The organism is Streptomyces changanensis (assembly GCF_024600715.1).
Classification (GTDB): domain Bacteria; phylum Actinomycetota; class Actinomycetes; order Streptomycetales; family Streptomycetaceae; genus Streptomyces; species Streptomyces changanensis.
Genome location: NZ_CP102332.1, coordinates 531,983 through 546,016, shown reverse-complemented (window position 1 = coordinate 546,016; position 14,034 = coordinate 531,983). Strand labels below are relative to the sequence as shown.

Annotated in this window: 14 protein-coding genes and 1 pseudogene; 12 read left to right on the top strand and 3 right to left on the bottom strand. The window is 76.0% G+C overall.

All coding sequences use genetic code 11. From position 1 onward, the window contains the following. Positions 1-89 precede the first annotated feature (89 nt). The 8 genes from NRO40_RS02370 to NRO40_RS02335 all read left to right on the top strand — a co-directional run bounded on the left by NRO40_RS02370 (position 90) and on the right by NRO40_RS02335 (position 7,099). A complete protein-coding gene (locus tag NRO40_RS02370) occupies positions 90-1,433 on the top strand; it encodes an extracellular solute-binding protein (RefSeq protein WP_058940286.1) in 1,344 nt (447 codons plus the stop codon). After that, complete coding sequence (locus NRO40_RS02365; RefSeq protein WP_058940285.1) at positions 1,430-2,392, top strand: carbohydrate ABC transporter permease; 963 nt, start codon at positions 1,430-1,432, stop codon at positions 2,390-2,392. The genes NRO40_RS02370 and NRO40_RS02365 overlap by 4 nt, the downstream gene beginning before the upstream one ends. Next, positions 2,389-3,282, top strand: a complete 894-nt coding sequence (locus NRO40_RS02360; RefSeq protein WP_058940284.1) for a carbohydrate ABC transporter permease — start codon at positions 2,389-2,391, stop codon at positions 3,280-3,282. The genes NRO40_RS02365 and NRO40_RS02360 overlap by 4 nt, the downstream gene beginning before the upstream one ends. A 120-nt stretch (positions 3,283-3,402) precedes the next feature. Beyond that, the gene (locus NRO40_RS02355) at positions 3,403-4,338 is read left to right on the top strand and encodes a DUF72 domain-containing protein (protein WP_058940409.1); all 936 of its coding nucleotides are present in this window, start codon (positions 3,403-3,405) and stop codon (positions 4,336-4,338) included. A gap of 43 nt (positions 4,339-4,381) precedes the next feature. Beyond that, on the top strand, positions 4,382-4,732 hold the full coding sequence (locus NRO40_RS02350; protein WP_079046772.1) for a PRC domain containing protein: 351 nt from the start codon (positions 4,382-4,384) through the stop codon (positions 4,730-4,732). Positions 4,733-4,849: 117 nt separating this feature from the next. Next, positions 4,850-4,993, top strand: a complete 144-nt coding sequence (locus NRO40_RS02345; RefSeq protein ID WP_198549246.1) for a hypothetical protein — start codon at positions 4,850-4,852, stop codon at positions 4,991-4,993. 443 nt (positions 4,994-5,436) lie between these two features. Then, complete coding sequence (locus NRO40_RS02340) at positions 5,437-6,615, top strand: serine hydrolase domain-containing protein (RefSeq protein ID WP_058940283.1); 1,179 nt, start codon at positions 5,437-5,439, stop codon at positions 6,613-6,615. An 88-nt stretch (positions 6,616-6,703) separates the two neighbouring features. Then, entirely contained in the window at positions 6,704-7,099 is a 396-nt protein-coding gene (locus NRO40_RS02335; protein ID WP_058940282.1) for a VOC family protein, read from the top strand. A 33-nt stretch (positions 7,100-7,132) separates the two neighbouring features. Here NRO40_RS02335 and NRO40_RS02330 read toward each other — a convergent pair whose 3' ends face one another. Together NRO40_RS02330 and bdeA are read right to left on the bottom strand one after the other, a co-directional pair. After that, a complete protein-coding gene (locus NRO40_RS02330; protein ID WP_257375318.1) occupies positions 7,133-10,009 on the bottom strand; it encodes a helix-turn-helix transcriptional regulator in 2,877 nt (958 codons plus the stop codon). A gap of 232 nt (positions 10,010-10,241) precedes the next feature. Then, on the bottom strand, positions 10,242-11,144 hold the full coding sequence (bdeA, locus tag NRO40_RS02325; RefSeq protein WP_058945048.1) for a bis(hydroxyethyl) terephthalate hydrolase: 903 nt from the start codon (positions 11,142-11,144) through the stop codon (positions 10,242-10,244). 382 nt (positions 11,145-11,526) lie between these two features. Here bdeA and NRO40_RS02320 point away from each other — a divergent pair, with 382 nt between their 5' ends. Both NRO40_RS02320 and NRO40_RS02315 read left to right on the top strand, forming a co-directional pair. Further along, positions 11,527-12,009 (top strand): cysteine dioxygenase, encoded by a 483-nt coding sequence (locus NRO40_RS02320; RefSeq protein WP_058945046.1) that lies wholly within the window; start codon positions 11,527-11,529, stop codon positions 12,007-12,009. After that, the gene (locus NRO40_RS02315; protein ID WP_058945045.1) at positions 12,006-12,416 is read left to right on the top strand and encodes a rhodanese-like domain-containing protein; all 411 of its coding nucleotides are present in this window, start codon (positions 12,006-12,008) and stop codon (positions 12,414-12,416) included. The genes NRO40_RS02320 and NRO40_RS02315 overlap by 4 nt, the downstream gene beginning before the upstream one ends. A gap of 135 nt (positions 12,417-12,551) precedes the next feature. Here the strand turns inward: NRO40_RS02315 and NRO40_RS02310 are convergent, their stop codons facing one another. Further along, positions 12,552-12,725, bottom strand: a complete 174-nt coding sequence (locus NRO40_RS02310) for a hypothetical protein (RefSeq protein ID WP_198549466.1) — start codon at positions 12,723-12,725, stop codon at positions 12,552-12,554. Between the two features lie 403 nt (positions 12,726-13,128). On the opposite strand from NRO40_RS02310, the gene NRO40_RS02305 reads away from it, so the two are divergent. Further along, a complete protein-coding gene (locus NRO40_RS02305; RefSeq protein ID WP_058945044.1) occupies positions 13,129-13,407 on the top strand; it encodes a hypothetical protein in 279 nt (92 codons plus the stop codon). Positions 13,408-13,678: 271 nt separating this feature from the next. Continuing rightward, a pseudogene (locus NRO40_RS02300) lies at positions 13,679-13,792 on the top strand (ATP-binding cassette domain-containing protein); the annotation flags it as partial. Positions 13,793-14,034 lie beyond the last annotated feature (242 nt).

Sequence of the window (14,034 nt, the reverse complement as noted above, 5' to 3'; positions counted from 1 at the left end):
CGCAAGGCCCGGGGGAGGACGGCGGGCAGCTCCGACGCACCCCGCCGCGCCCCCGGCCGGCGACCGAACCCCCGCAGAGACGAGCCACCATGCACCCTTCCCTCCCCACCCGGCGCCGGGCCCTCGCCGGCGGCATCGGCGCGGCCCTCGGCGGCGCCGCCACCCTCGGTGCCCTGTCCGGTTGCGCCGCCCCGTCCGCCACCGCCGGCCCCGGACAGACCCGCCTGCGGTTCTGGCACCTGTTCGGCGGCGGCGACGGAGTCAACATGCAGGGCATGCTGGACGACTTCCGCGCCCGGCACACGGACGTGGCACTGGAGGCCGTGACCCTCCAGTGGGGCGCCCCCTACTACACGAAGCTCGGCATGGCCGGCGCCGGCGGACGCGCTCCGGAACTGGCCGTGCTGCACCTGGCCAGACTCGCCGGATTCGCCCCCGGGCGGCTCCTGGACCCCTTCGACCTGGACCTGCTCGCCGACCTCGGGGTGCGCGAGCAGGACTTCCCGCCGGACATCTGGCGACGCGGCCGGATGGCCGGCGGACAGTACGCCGTGCCGCTCGACACCCACCCCATGGTGCTCTACTACCAGACCGACGTCTGCGAGAAGGCCGGGCTCATGGCGGGCGGTCGGCTCAAGCCCATCGTGGGGGCCGACCAGTTCGCCGACGCGCTGCGCGCAGCGAAGAAGGCGACCGGGCTGCCCGGCCTGGTGACGGAGACCCTCGGCCCCGACTGCATCACCCCCTGGCGGTTGTTCGCCACCTTCTACGCCCAGACCGGCGGCAAGGTCCTCTCCGACGACGGCCGGCGCCTCGCCCTGGACGACACGAAGGCGCTGCGGGTGCTGACGTACATGGCCAGGCTCGCGGAGGAGGGCCTGATGGTGCGCCGCGTCGACTACGGCGCCTCCGTCGGGGTCTTCAACGGCGGGAAGACCGCCTTCCACCTCAACGGCGAATGGGAGATCAGCACCTTCCGCACGGCCGGCATCCCCTTCTCCATGACCCGCGTGCCCGCCCTCTTCGGCGGCGCCGGCGCCCAGGCCGACTGCCACGCCTTCGTCCTGCCGCACCAGGCCGGCCGCGGCGGTGCCGCGAACCTCGCCGCCCACACCCTCGTCGCCTGGATGCTGCGCAACTCCGTCGCCTGGGCCGAGGGCGGCCACGTGCCCGCGTACCTGCCCGTCCTGCGGGATCCCGCCTACCTCGCGCTGAAGCCGCAGTCCGAGTACCGCGACGTCATCGACGACGTGGCGCTCGACGAGCCCGCGTGGTTCGCCGGCTCCGCCTCCCGCATGTGGATCGAGCTCGGCGCCGTCTTCTCCGGTGTCCTCACCGGCTCCCGCAGCCCCCGGGGGGCCCTGACCGAGGCCAAGGCCCGCCTCAGGAACCTCCTCGACACCCGCAATCCGCTTCCCGGAGTCGCGTCATGACCACCACCACCGCGGCACCCCCGCCACCGGTGACCGCGCGGCACACCGCCGCCGGCCGCGCGCCGGTCCGCTCCGTCCACCGCAGGTGGACCGAGCACGGCCTGGTGTTCGTCGCCCCCTTCCTGCTCCTGTACGCCATGTTCCTGCTGTGGCCCCTGGTGTCCGGTGTCGGCATGAGCCTGACGAGCGAGAACATCACCGGGACCGGGGGCGAGTTCGTCGGCCTCGCCAACTACGCCGAGGCCGTCCGCGACCCGGACGTCTGGTCCTCGCTGTGGAACACCGTCTGGTTCACCGTGCTCTCCACCGTCCCCCTCGTCCTGGTGGGCCTGGGGCTGGCGCTGCTCTCCCACCAGCTGCGGGTGGTGCAGTGGCTGTGGCGGCTCAGCTGGTTCGCCCCGTTCCTGCTGCCGTCCGGAGTGGTCTGCCTGCTCTTCGCGCAGATGATCTTCCCGTCCGGCTTCGGCCTCGCCGACCAGACGCTCGCCGCCGCGGGACTGGAGCCTGGCATCGGCTGGCTCAGCGAGGAGCGCTACGCGATGCTCTCCATCGTGGCGACCACCGTCTGGTGGACCGTCGGCTTCAACTTCCTGCTCTACCTCGCCGCGCTGCAGGCCATCCCGGTGCACCTCCACGAGGCCGCCGAACTGGACGGGGCCGGGGCGTGGCACCGGCTGCTCCACATCACGCTGCCGATGCTGCGCCGCACCACCGCACTGGTGGTGGTCCTCCAGGTCCTGGCCTCGCTCAAGATCTTCGACCAGGTGTACATCATGACCGGCGGCGGTCCCGACGAGTCCACCCGGCCGATCCTGCAGTACGTGTACCAGCAGGGGTTCACCGGATACCGCATCGGCTACGCCTCGGCCGTCTCCTACCTCTTCTTCGCCCTGATACTGATCGTCTCCCTGGTGCGGCCCGCGCTGTCCCGACGCCGAGCCGAGGAGGCCGCGAAGTGAGTGGTTCCGCCACCGTGAAGACCCCCTCCGTACGGCCGGCCGCCACCGGCGCCGGCGGCCGGAGGGCCCGCTGGACCGGGGGGAGGGCCGCCCTGCTGGTGCTGGCCCTGATCCTGGCGGCCGCCTGGCTCGTCCCGCTGGCCTGGGCCGTCGCGACCTCGCTGAAGCCCGAGGCGGAGACGACGAGCACCCCGCTCGCGTGGATCGGCTCACGCGTCACGTTCGACGCCTACGCCAAGGTGTGGGAGTCAGGCGACCTGACGCGCTGGATGCTGAACTCCGTGTTCACCTCCCTGATGACGACCGTGCTGACCGTCCTGACGTGCGCGATGGCCGCCTACGGCTTCACCCGCACCGACTTCCGCGGCCGCAGAACGCTGTACGGGCTGGTCCTCGCGGGCATCATGGTGCCGCCGCAGGTCCTGATCGCGCCGCTGTTCACCGAGATGGTGCAACTGGGCCTGGTGGACACCTACTGGGGCGTGATCCTGCCCCAGGTGGCCGTACCGGCCATGGTCTTCATCCTGGTGAAGTTCTTCGAAGGGGTCCCGCGGGAACTGGAGGAAGCGGCCTTCGTCGACGGCGCGGGACGCTGGCGGGTCTTCTGGACGATCGTGATGCCGCTGTCCCGGCCGGTGCTCGCCGCCGTGGCGATCTTCACCTTCATCTCGACCTGGAACAACTTCCTGTGGCCGTTCCTGGTGACCACCGACCCCGCCGGCATGACGCTGCCCGTCGGCCTGGTCAACGTCCAGTCGTCGTTCGGCGTGCGGTACGCGCAGATCATGGCGGCGCTGGTGATCGCCGGACTGCCCCTGCTGATCGTCTTCATGCTGTTCCAGCGGCAGATCGTGCGCGGCATCGCGCACACGGGCCTCGCCGGGCAGTGACCGCCCGTCGAGGGCCGGGCGGCGCGGACCGGTGCGCTTCCCGGCACCCCCGGCCGGGGAACGTCCCGAACCCGGGCTCTCGACCGCCCGGCAGCGGGTATGCGCGGCCGCATGGGTGACATCGGTGACATCAGGATCGGAACGTGCTCGTGGACGGACCCCGCGCTCGTCTCCAGCGGCTGGTACCCGTCGGGGAAACGGGACGCGGAGGGACGGCTGCGGCACTACGCCGAACGGTTCCCCGTCGTCGAGGTCGACTCGACCTACTACGGCCTGCCGAGCGCCCGCAACAGCCGGCTGTGGGCCGAGCGGACGCCGGACGGCTTCCGCTTCGACGTGAAGGCGTTCTCCCTGCTGACCGGCCACCCCACCAGGCCCACCGCGGTCCCCGCCGACCTGCGGCCCGCCGTGGCGCGGTACGGCGGCGGGTACCGCGGCGTGCCCGACCCGGGCCTCCTGGACGAGGTGTGGCGGCGGTTCGGCGAAGCGCTGCTGCCGCTGCGCGAGGCCGGCCGTGTGGGCGCGCTGCTCTTCCAGCTGCCGCCCTGGGCCGGGCCCGGTCCGACCGCACGCGGGTTCCTGGAGCAGTGCCGCGCCAGGACCGCCGGCTGGCGGCTGGCGGTCGAGTTCCGCCACCCGGACTGGTGGCGGCCGGAGGCGCGCGCCTCCACCGCGGCGCTGCTGCGGGAACTGGGGGCGGCGGCCGTGGCGGTGGACACGGCGCAGGGCCTCACCGGCTCCATCCCGCCGGAGGCCCCGGTCACCTCCCCCGACCTCGCCGTCGTCCGCTTCCACGGACGCAGCGCCGCCTGGGGGACCGGCAGCAAGGAGGACCGCTTCCGGCACGGCTACACGGCGGACGAGCTGCGCGAGTGGCTGCCCCGGGTGCGGGCGATGGCCGAGCGGGCCGCCGAGGTCCACGTCCTGTTCAACAACTGCTGCGGGGACGCCGCCGTACGCGCCGCCGCCTGCCTGCGGGAGCTCCTCGCCGGTGGCGCCCCGCAGGAGGCACGCGCGGGGGGACATGGGAACGCCGCGGCGGGGAAGACGGGGTGACATGCAGCCCCCCGCACGGGGCACCGGACCAGAGGAGTTCACTGTGCACGCGGACATGTGGTCGTGTCCCGACACGACCGGTTACGTGACCGGCACCGACCTGACCGGCTTCACGGTCGAGGCGACGGACGGATCCGTCGGCAAGGTCGGCAAGCACTCCGCGGACGCGGGCGCCTGCTACCTGGTGGTCGACACCGGCCCGTGGATCTTCGGCCGGGAGGTGCTGCTCCCCGCGGGGATCATCACCGCCGTCGACATCGAGCAGCGGAGCGTGCACGTGGGCCGCACCAAGGACGAGATCGAGAGCGCCCCCGAGTACGTGCCCGACAGGCACGACCGGGACGACTCCCAGCGGATGGAGTTCGCGGACTACTACCTCGCCTTCTTCCGCTGACGCGACCGCCACCGTGACCGACGTCAGGCGCCGGGTCCCGGTCCACACGGACGCGGGCACCGGCGGGGACACCGGCACGAACACGAACACGGAACACCGAGACACACAGGAGGCGTCATGTCCCAGCTGATCTCGCGCATCAGGAAGTTCGGCCGCAGCCCGCAGGGGCGCAGGCTCATCGACTCGGCGCGGCGGGCCGCCACCGACCCGCGGCGGCGCACGCAGAGCCGCAGCCTCCTCGGCCGGCTCCGCCGCCACTGACGGTACGGCGGCACCGACACCGTGGTCCCCGCCGGGCGCCCGCCCGGCGGGGACCACGCGCGTCCGGCGGGCGACACCCGCCGGCGGCGCCGTCTGACATATGTCATGGCTCCCCGGTGACCAAGGTCGTTCGCCTGGAGGAGAGTTGAGTGCACGTCAGGACGTGAGGATGGGAGTACGGGGGCGCACACGGCGCCCCGCACCGGACTCCAGGAGCATCCCATGCACCCCTCCCCGCGTGCCGCCCGTCGCCGCCTCCACCACGCCGCCCTGACATCGAGCGCCGTCCTGCTCGCGCTGGCCGCCGGCGCGCTGCCCGCCCAGGCGGCGCCCGCGGCCCCCGCCGCCCCGCCCGCCGCGACGGCCGCGCGACGGCCACCACCGGCCGGGGCCTCGACCGGGCGGCGCTGCGTGCCTCGCTGGAAGCCGTCCACGAGGCCGGCATGTACGGCACCTTCTCGGCCGTCCGCGACGGCTCGTCGCAGTGGCGGGGCGCCGCCGGCGTCGCCGACGTCGACACCCGGCGTCCCGTCCGGCCCGGCTTCCGGCACCGGGTCGGCAGCATCACCAAGTCGTTCGCCGCCGTCGCCGTGCTCCAGCAGGTCCGCGCGGGCCGCGTCGACCTCGACGCCCCGATCGGCCGCTACCTGCCCGAGCTGGTCCCCGGCGAGCGCGGCCAGGCCATCACCGTACGCATGCTGCTCAACCACACCAGCGGCATCGGCGACCACATACTCCCCGCCTTCCCCGGTCTCCTGGAGGACCCGGGCAAGGCACTCGACGCGGGCCGCTTCCGCCACCACGCCCCCGAGGAACTCGTCCGCCTCGGGCTCGCCGCGCCCCCCCGGGCGCCGCGCGGCACCTACGCCTACTCGAACACCAACTACGTCATCATCGGGCTGCTGCTCCGCGAGGTCACCGGCCAGGAGCCCGAGGATTACATCACCGACAACGTCATCCGCAAGGCGGGGCTGCGGCACACGTACTTCCCGCGCACCCCCCACCTCATCGGCCCGCACGCGAAGATGTACGAGTCGATGTACGGCACCATCGCGCCCGCCCGGGACTACAGCGTCTACGACATGTCGTGGGGCGGTATCGCCGGCTCGCTCGTCTCCACCACCGAGGACCTCAACTCCTTCTACCGGCAGCTGCTCGGCGGCAGGCTCCTCGGCCCCGCCGAACTGCGCGCCATGAAGACCACCGTCCCGGCCCACCCGGTCGAGCCGGGCGAGGAGGCCGTCATGCGCTACGGCCTCGGCCTGTCGGCGGTGCGGATGGCCGACGGCCGCTGGTACTGGGGCCACGACGGTGCCGTATTCGGCGCGGGCACGCTGGCGCTCTCCTCCGAGGACGGCCGCCGGCAGCTCGCGGTGGCCCTGAACCTGATGAAGTACCAGCACGTCAACGAGGACGGCACGATCGACCCGCACCCCATCGACCTGGCCCTCAACCGGCACATCGAGACCGCCCTCGGCATCACCCGGCCGGCCGCCCCCGCCGCGCCCTTCGCCGCCCCGGACGTCGCCGCCCCGGGAGCCGGCGCCCCCGCCGCGCCCGCGCCGGCGGCCGCCACGGTGGCGACGCGGCCGTTCGAGGTGCTGAGCCGGCTCCGGGGGTGAGCCGACGCGGCCGCCCACCGCACGGCGGGCGGCCGCCACCGGCCCCCCGCGCGTGCGTGCCCGCCCGCGCAGGGGGCAGAAGGACCTCATGACGGTAGCGAAGACGAGCGTCCTGGTACTGGACAGCGCCGAACCGGAGGCGCTGGCGGAGTTCTACGCCGAGCTGCTGGGGGCCCGGGTGCAGCGGGGCACCGACCCCGACTTCATCGAGGTCGTCGGGCACGACGGCGTGCGCCTCGCGGCACGGCGCGACCACGGGTACGCGCCGCCCAGCTGGCCCCGACCCGACGACTCGCAACAGGCCCACCTGAGCATCCTCGTCGCGGAGGCCGACATGGACGAGGCCGAGCGGGAGGCGGTCGGCCTGGGGGCGCGTCCCGTCGAGGCCAAGGACAACTCCGGCCCCAGGGACGTGCGCACGTACGCGGACCCCGCCGGCCACTCCTTCACCCTCGCGGCCCGCGAGGGCCGGTCCGCCCTCTAGGACACCACCGCGGCGCCTCCGGGCCCGCCCCGGTCACGGGGCGGGCCCCGGGGGGTGAGCGGGCGCGGGTTCCGCGCGGTCGACCAGCCGGGCCAGGTCCACCCGCGACCTGACGCCGAGCAGGGCGAACACGTTGCGCAGGTGGTGGTCGACGGTGCGGGGGCTCAGCGACAGCCGCACCGCGACCTCCCGGTTGGTGGCCCCCTCGGCCACCAGCCGCGCGATCCGCGCCTGCTGGGCCGTCAGCCGCGACAGCGCGCCCGCGTCGGCGTCCCGGGGCGCGCTGCCCGACGCGCGCAGCTCACCCGCGGCCTGCTCCGCCCACCCCCGGGCACCGCAGTGCTCGAACGCCACCAGCGCCTCCCGCAACCGGTCCTGCGCCTCCTTCGGCCGCCGCCGGCGGCGCAGCCACTTCCCGTACAGCAGCAGCGTCCGCGCCCGGTCGAACTCGCCGCCCACCGCCTCGTAGGCGCCGAGCGACCGCTCGTACCAGGCGTCCGCCTCCCCGGGCGCCAGCAACGCCCGGCAGCGCGCCAACTGGGCGGGGGCCAGCGGGTCGGCGCCGAGGGACGCCCACACCGCGAACTCGTCCACGGCCGCCCGCGCGTCGTCCGGCCGCCCCGACAGCGCCGCCGCCTCGGCGAAGCACGGCACGGCCAGGATCCGCACCGCGAAGTGCCCACCGCCCACGCCGGCACGGACGACCGGTCCGAGCCGCGCGGCCGCCTCGGGCAGGCACCCGCGGCTCAGGTCGGCCCGCGCCGAAGCCCACCGCGCCAGGGTGGCCGCCTGGGTCAGCCCATGCCGGCGCGCGGTGTCCAGGGCCGCCGCCGCGTGCCCGGCCACACCCGCCGCGTCGCCCTCGACCGACAGGGCGAGCGCCAGCACGGCGTGCAGGTGGGCGGCGAGGTTGCGCTGGCCGGTCCGGCGGGCGGCGCACAGCCCCTCCTCGGCGTGCGCGCGGGCCCGCGCGTGCTGCCCGGCGCGCAGCTCCGCGTACGCCAGGTACTCCAGCGCCCTCGGCACCAGCGCGGCCGACCCCCGTGACCGCGCCGCGGCCAGGGCCCGCGCGGCGACCCGCGTGGCCGCGGCGAAGTCGCCCATGAGGAGCGCCGCGGCCCCCGCCCGCAGCAGCGGCTCGGGCGCCTCGTCCGCGTCCGCCCGGTCGACGGTGCGTCGCAGCGGTGTCCGCGCGACCGCGAACCGGCCGTCCAGCGCGGCCCGCAGCCCCGCCACGTACTCCTCCAGCGGATCCCCCGGCCGGGGCGGCGCGGGCCGGCCGTCCCGGGGGCCGGTGTGCTCCCCGCCGGCCACGGCGACCAGTTCGGCCGTGCACGCGGCGACGTCACCCGCCGCCCACGCCGCGTCCGCCGCGGCGAGCCGCGCCACGCGCGTGTGCCGCGGGTCGTACGGGGCGAGGAGCGCGGCGGCACCGCGCAGCACCTCGTGCGCGTCGACCACGGGGCCGTCGTCCAGCTCCAGGACTCCCCGCACCAGCTCGATCCTGCCGCGTACGGCGCCATGCGCGCCCGCTGCCTCGGCACCCGCCAGCAGTTCGCGCGCCTGCCGCACCGCGCCCGCCAGCCGGGCCTGTTCGGCCGCCGCCGCCAGCCGTTCCGCCCGCGCCCCGGCCGCCGCCGTCAGCCCCGCCGCGCTGCGCAAAGCGGCGGCCCGCTCGCGGTGCGACCGGCGCGGGTCCTCGCGGGAGGCCTCCGCGGCCAGCGCCGCCGCCACGCCCGGCGCGGGACCCCGTACCGACAGCGCCGTGTGCGCGAGGCGGGCCAGGGCGGACGGGTCCGGGAGGGAACGGTCCGGGAGGGAACGGTCCGGGGCGGACGGGGCGGGGCGGGGGGAACGGTCCGGTGTGAGGGCGGCGGCGAGGGCCCCGTGCGCGGCCCGCCGCCGGGCGGGGTCGGCTCCGGCGTACACCGCCCGGCGCAGCAACTCGGTGGAGCACCGCACACGGCCACCGTCCCACCCCACAAGACCCGCCGCCTCCGCGTGGGCGAACGCCGCCGCCGGCAGCCCGAGCCGCCGCCCGGCCCGCAGCACCAGCGCGGCCTCCGCGCCGCCGCCGGGCTCCCCGGCCGCCGCGACGAGCAGCAGCAGGTCACGGACGGCGGGCGGGAGTTCGGACGGGCGCGGGCTCACGACCCGGGCGAGCGCCGCCGCGTCCGCCAGCGGGCGCGGCAGCGGGGCACGGCCCTCCAACTGCGCCGCCGACAGACGCTCCAGCAGGAAGGTGAGGAGCGCCGGGTTCCCCCCGGCCTCCGCCACCAGCTCCTCGCCCACCGGCGGGTCGATCCGACCGGCGGTCAGCTCGTCCACCAGTCCCGCCGTCACCCCGTACGGCAGCGGGTCGAGGACGACGGACGGCAGGTCGGCGAAGTCCACGGCGCCCGCGTGCCGGTGGACGACCGACACCAGGACGCCGACCGGGCCCGGCCGCCACGCCCGCCGCACGGCCCCCGCCAGCGCCCGCCGGGACGGGCCGTCCCACAGGTGCGCGTCGTCGACGCAGACCAGCAGGGGAGCGGCGCCCGCGGCGGCCCGCATGGCCGTCTCCAGGGCCCCCGCGTCCACCACACCGCCCGGGTGCCGCGTGCCTGGCCCGCCCCCGCGGCCCGTGACCGCCGCCAGGGCGCGGTGGAGCGCCCGGACCCCGCCACCGGGCACCCGGGTGCCGCCCGGCGTGCCCCGTACGGACACGACGGGGCCGGCGTCGAAGGCCGCCGCGCCCGCGTCCAGCAGGGCGGTGCGGCCCAGCCCCGGTGCGGCGGTGACCACGAGCACCCCGCCGTCGCCGTGGCGCGCCCCCTCCAGCACCGCGGCCACGGCCCGCAGCTCCTCCTCCCGGCCGCGCACACCGCGCGCACCCGGGGCCCCCTGCCAGGTCGGCTCTCGTGTCATCCTCGGGACGCTAATGTCCGGCGGCGCGTTCCGGAAGCCGTCGGTCCGTCCCCCCTGCGCCCCACCGTCCGAAGGTCACCGGTCGGCACCCGACGGCACGGGAACGCCGGAGGCGGCCGCGCACCGGGCGCGGCCGCCGGGGGACGGGGCGGATCGAGGGTCACGGTGCGACGGCCGGCGCGGCGACGGGTGCGGGGGTACGGGTGCGGCGCGGACCGTCGGCACCCGTCGGTCAGGAGGTGTGCGGGCAGTTGCCCCGGTACTCCTCGATGGTGAGGCTCGGCCGCGGCAGCGGGCACAGGAACTGCTCGTACCGGGTGTCGTCGTCGATGAACCGCTTCAGCCACGAGACGCTGTACTTGGCGATCGTCGTGTTCGACGAGTTCGGCGCGAAGTGCGACGCCCCGTTCAGCTCCAGGTACGCCCGGTCCAGGGCGGACGGCAGGCTCTCGTAGAACGGCTCGGAGTGGCTGGAGACGGGGGCGATGCTGTCCCCGTCGGCTCCGACGATCAGCGTCGGCGTCCTGAGCTCCGGCCAGGTCTTGTCCAGGTTCCACGGCGTCAGGGGGACCGCGGCGCGGAGCGACGGCCTGCTCTTGGCCGCCTCCAGGCTGCCGCCGCCGCCCATGGAGTGCCCCATCACGCCGAGGCGGGTGCTGTCGACCCGCGTGCGCAGCGGGCTGACGCGCGTGAGGTGGTCCAGCGCGGCGAGCAGCTGGCGGCCCCGACTGTCCGGCTGGTCGACCGTGGTGAGGGTGTCGATGGTGAACACGACGAACCCCTGCGAGGCGAGGCGGGGGCCGAGCCACGCTATCGACGACTGGGTGCCGGTGTAGCCGGGGGAGATGGCGACCGCCCCGAACGTGCCGTCGGCGGTCGTGGTCGGGTAGTAGATCGTCCCGCCGCCGAAGCCGGTGACGGAGAGCGAGGAGACGGTCGACTGGGACACGGCGTAGTGGCCGCGCACCGCCTCGATGCTGGCGTTGGTGGGCGCGGGGCCGCGCTCGTACGGGTTGTCCGCGGCGTGGGCGCCGGGCGCGGGGCCGAAGCCGATTCCGGCGACGACGGCGAACGACGCGAGGGCGGCGCCGAGCGAACGGCGGATCCGGTGCCCGGTGGGGGGGAGCGTGTGCACGACGGGGTCGTCCTCTCTGTCGTGGCGGGCCCCGGGGCGCACACCGGCGGACGTCCGCCGCCGGCGCGCTGCCCCGGGCGGCTGACCCGCCGCGGGTGGGGATGCCACTGTCACCGCGCCCCGGCGGCCCGGGCATCGGCGATATCACCGGTCCTCGAGTGCCGCGCCTGACCCGCCGGGTGCCTTGACCGCCGCTGTCCCGTGGTGCGAGCCTTCCTCCCATGTCGACCAGCAGGCGCTTCTTCGCGCGGCACCACGTGGACCTCGTCCGCGTGGCCAGCGCGCTGTGTCGCAGCGACCGTCCCTGACGGTCGCGCCCGGTGTCCCGAGGCGCGGCTCCCGCCCGTGCGCCCACCCGCCTCGACACCCTTCGGGAACCTCCATGTCCGTCGTGCCTTCCCCCGCCCTGCTCGGACCCGCCCGCCTCGCCGGGCTCGCCGCGTCGTTCGCCGCGCGCCGCGACCTGTGGCTGCCGGCCGTCCGCTTCACCCACCCCGACCGCCACTACACCCGCCTCGAACGCGCCGACACCCACGAGGTGTGGCTGCTGACCTGGCTGCCGGGCCAGGGCACGGAGATCCACGGCCACGGTGGCTCCAGCGGCGCCTTCACCGTGGTGCGCGGCGAACTGACCGAACGGGTCTTCCCGCCGTCCTCGCACCCCTCGCACCCCGTGCCGCGGCGGCTCGGCGCGGGCGCGACGCGCTCCTTCGGCCCGCGCCACGTCCACAGCGTGGTCAACGGCGGCGCGTCGCCCGCCGTCAGCGTCCACGCCTACGCGCCCGCGCTGGCCACCATGACGTACTACCGCCGGCTGCCCGACGGGCGGCTGGTGACCGACCGCATCGAAGGAGTGGACGCGTGACCGGGATCGACCGCCACCTCGCCGACGTCCGCGCGGGCCTCGACCGCCTCGGCCCGCACGACGCCCTGCGCGCCGTACGGGAGGAGGGCGCGCTGCTCGTCGACACCCGGCCCGAGGCCACCCGCCGCGCCGAGGGAACCGTTCCGGGCGCCCTCCTCATCGAGCGCAACCATCTGGAGTGGCGGTGCGACCCCGCCTCCGAGGGCGCGCTCCCACAGGCCGCGCGGACCGACGTCCGCTGGATCGTCTTCTGCGACGAGGGGTACGCCTCGTCGCTCGCCGCGGCCTCGCTGCGCACCATCGGGCTCTCCCGCGCCACGGACCTCGCGGGCGGGTTCCGCGCCTGGCGGGCGGCGGGCCTGCCGGTCACGCCGCCCGCCGCGGACGCGGGCGCGGATGCCGGCTGACCGGCACACCGTACGCGCCGTGCCCCGCGCGCTGCCGGGGGCTGTCGCGGGGCCGCCGCCCGGGCACACGGGCGGGCACCGGGGAGGGAGCCCCGACCACCACGTGGCCGGGCCCCCGCCGTCACGGTCGGCCGGTCAGGCCGCCGCGGGCGGGCAGTGCGCCGCGTCGTCACCCTCCAGGACGTGGCTGCGGCCGCCGCCCACCCCGATCGGCGTGTCGCCGACGGTGACGCGGTGCAGCAGACGGGGAAGGTCACCGCAGTCGTCGGGGGCGTGGTGCTGGGTGACGCGATGGTCGAACAGCGCCACGTCCCCGACGTTCCGCGTGATCCGGACGATGGTCTCCGCCGGGTGACGTACCCCTGCAGGATCGGCAGCAGGCGGCGGGAGTCCGACGGAACCAAGCCGACGGGGCTCTGCGCGAACCCGCCGATGAACAGGCCCCGTTCCCGTCTGGGCCGTCCGGTACGTGCGGGACACGAACCGCCTGCGGTGCTCGGCGGTCTTCTTTCGGCTCCGCGTGGTCGCAGGGGTTCGTGTGCCCGGCCCACAGCCGTTCGGCGGCCGCCGGTGCCGTCCCGCCGGCCGAGGCACCGCGCGACCCGTCGGCCGCGCCACCGGCTGACCGGCCTGGCGTGGACCTGCCGCCGCCGGCGCGCCGCGCGGGCCGCGCGGTGGTCGACTGGAAGGGGGGCCGGCGGAAGGAGCCACCATGTACGTCGTCCGCATCGAACACGCGGTCCCGGAGTACGAGGCGTGGAAGGAGGCCTTCGACGGTGATCCCCTCGGCCGATCCGCCTCCGGCGTCCGCGGTTACCGCATCATGCGGCCGGTCTCCGATCCCGGCCGGGTCATGATCGACCTGGAGTTCGACGACGTCGAGCGGGCCGAGGCCATGGTGACGCGACTGCGGGAGCTGTGGACCCGCGTCACCGTGGCCGTGGACCCGCAGGCGGAGATCACGGAGGTCACCGACACCGGCCGCTACTGACCACCCCGAGCCGGGCCCGCCGCCAGCGGGAGCCCGCAGCCCGCCGCCACCCGGGCCCCCTGAAGTCGGAGCCGTCACCCGGGCCCGCCTCACGCCGGGGTCGCCACCCAGGGCCCGGGCCCGTCCGTCCGGCCGGAAGGCCCGGTCGGTGCCCGCCCGTACCGCCCCGGGGCCGGCCCCCTCTGCCGCCCCGTACCGCCCGGCCGGGCGGTAGTACGCGTCCGCCCGGGTAGTCCGTACCCCGCCCCGGCCGTCCGTACCGGCACGGCCTCGTCCGGCCGGGTCGGACGCCTACGTGGTCCGCGATCTGTCGTTCCGCGTCGAGAAGAACCAAGTCCTCGGCCTGCTCGGCCCCGACGGCGCCGGCAAGACCACCTCGCTGCGATGCTCATGGGTCCGCGTGCGGTCTGGGAGGGGGCGTGGGGGGTTGCCCCCGCAGGGGTTGGCGGCGTCGGGTGGGTTCCGTCGTCCAGTGCCCAGGGCCGCCGACCCCGAGGAGGTGACCCCGCGCGGCCCCGACCCCACCCACCGGCCTTGCGGCGCAGTGCCCCCGAGGGCGGCGGACGCCCCGTTACGCGCGCGGGGGCGCCGTCGACGCGCGATCCGAGGCCCCACCCCGCCCCACCC

What these genes read in the sequence shown, in the direction of transcription:
- NRO40_RS02370 (WP_058940286.1), top strand. Translation starts at nt 90, where the DNA reads ATGCACCCTTCCCTCCCCACCCGGCGCCGGGCCCTCGCCGGCGGCATC.
- NRO40_RS02340 (WP_058940283.1), top strand. Translation starts at nt 5,437, where the DNA reads ATGTACGGCACCTTCTCGGCCGTCCGCGACGGCTCGTCGCAGTGGCGG.
- NRO40_RS02305 (WP_058945044.1), top strand. Translation starts at nt 13,129, where the DNA reads ATGTACGTCGTCCGCATCGAACACGCGGTCCCGGAGTACGAGGCGTGG.
- NRO40_RS02330 (WP_257375318.1), bottom strand. Translation starts at nt 10,009, where the DNA reads ATGACACGAGAGCCGACCTGGCAGGGGGCCCCGGGTGCGCGCGGTGTG.
- NRO40_RS02335 (WP_058940282.1), top strand. Translation starts at nt 6,704, where the DNA reads ATGACGGTAGCGAAGACGAGCGTCCTGGTACTGGACAGCGCCGAACCG.
- NRO40_RS02345 (WP_198549246.1), top strand. Translation starts at nt 4,850, where the DNA reads ATGTCCCAGCTGATCTCGCGCATCAGGAAGTTCGGCCGCAGCCCGCAG.
- NRO40_RS02320 (WP_058945046.1), top strand. Translation starts at nt 11,527, where the DNA reads ATGTCCGTCGTGCCTTCCCCCGCCCTGCTCGGACCCGCCCGCCTCGCC.
- NRO40_RS02365 (WP_058940285.1), top strand. Translation starts at nt 1,430, where the DNA reads ATGACCACCACCACCGCGGCACCCCCGCCACCGGTGACCGCGCGGCAC.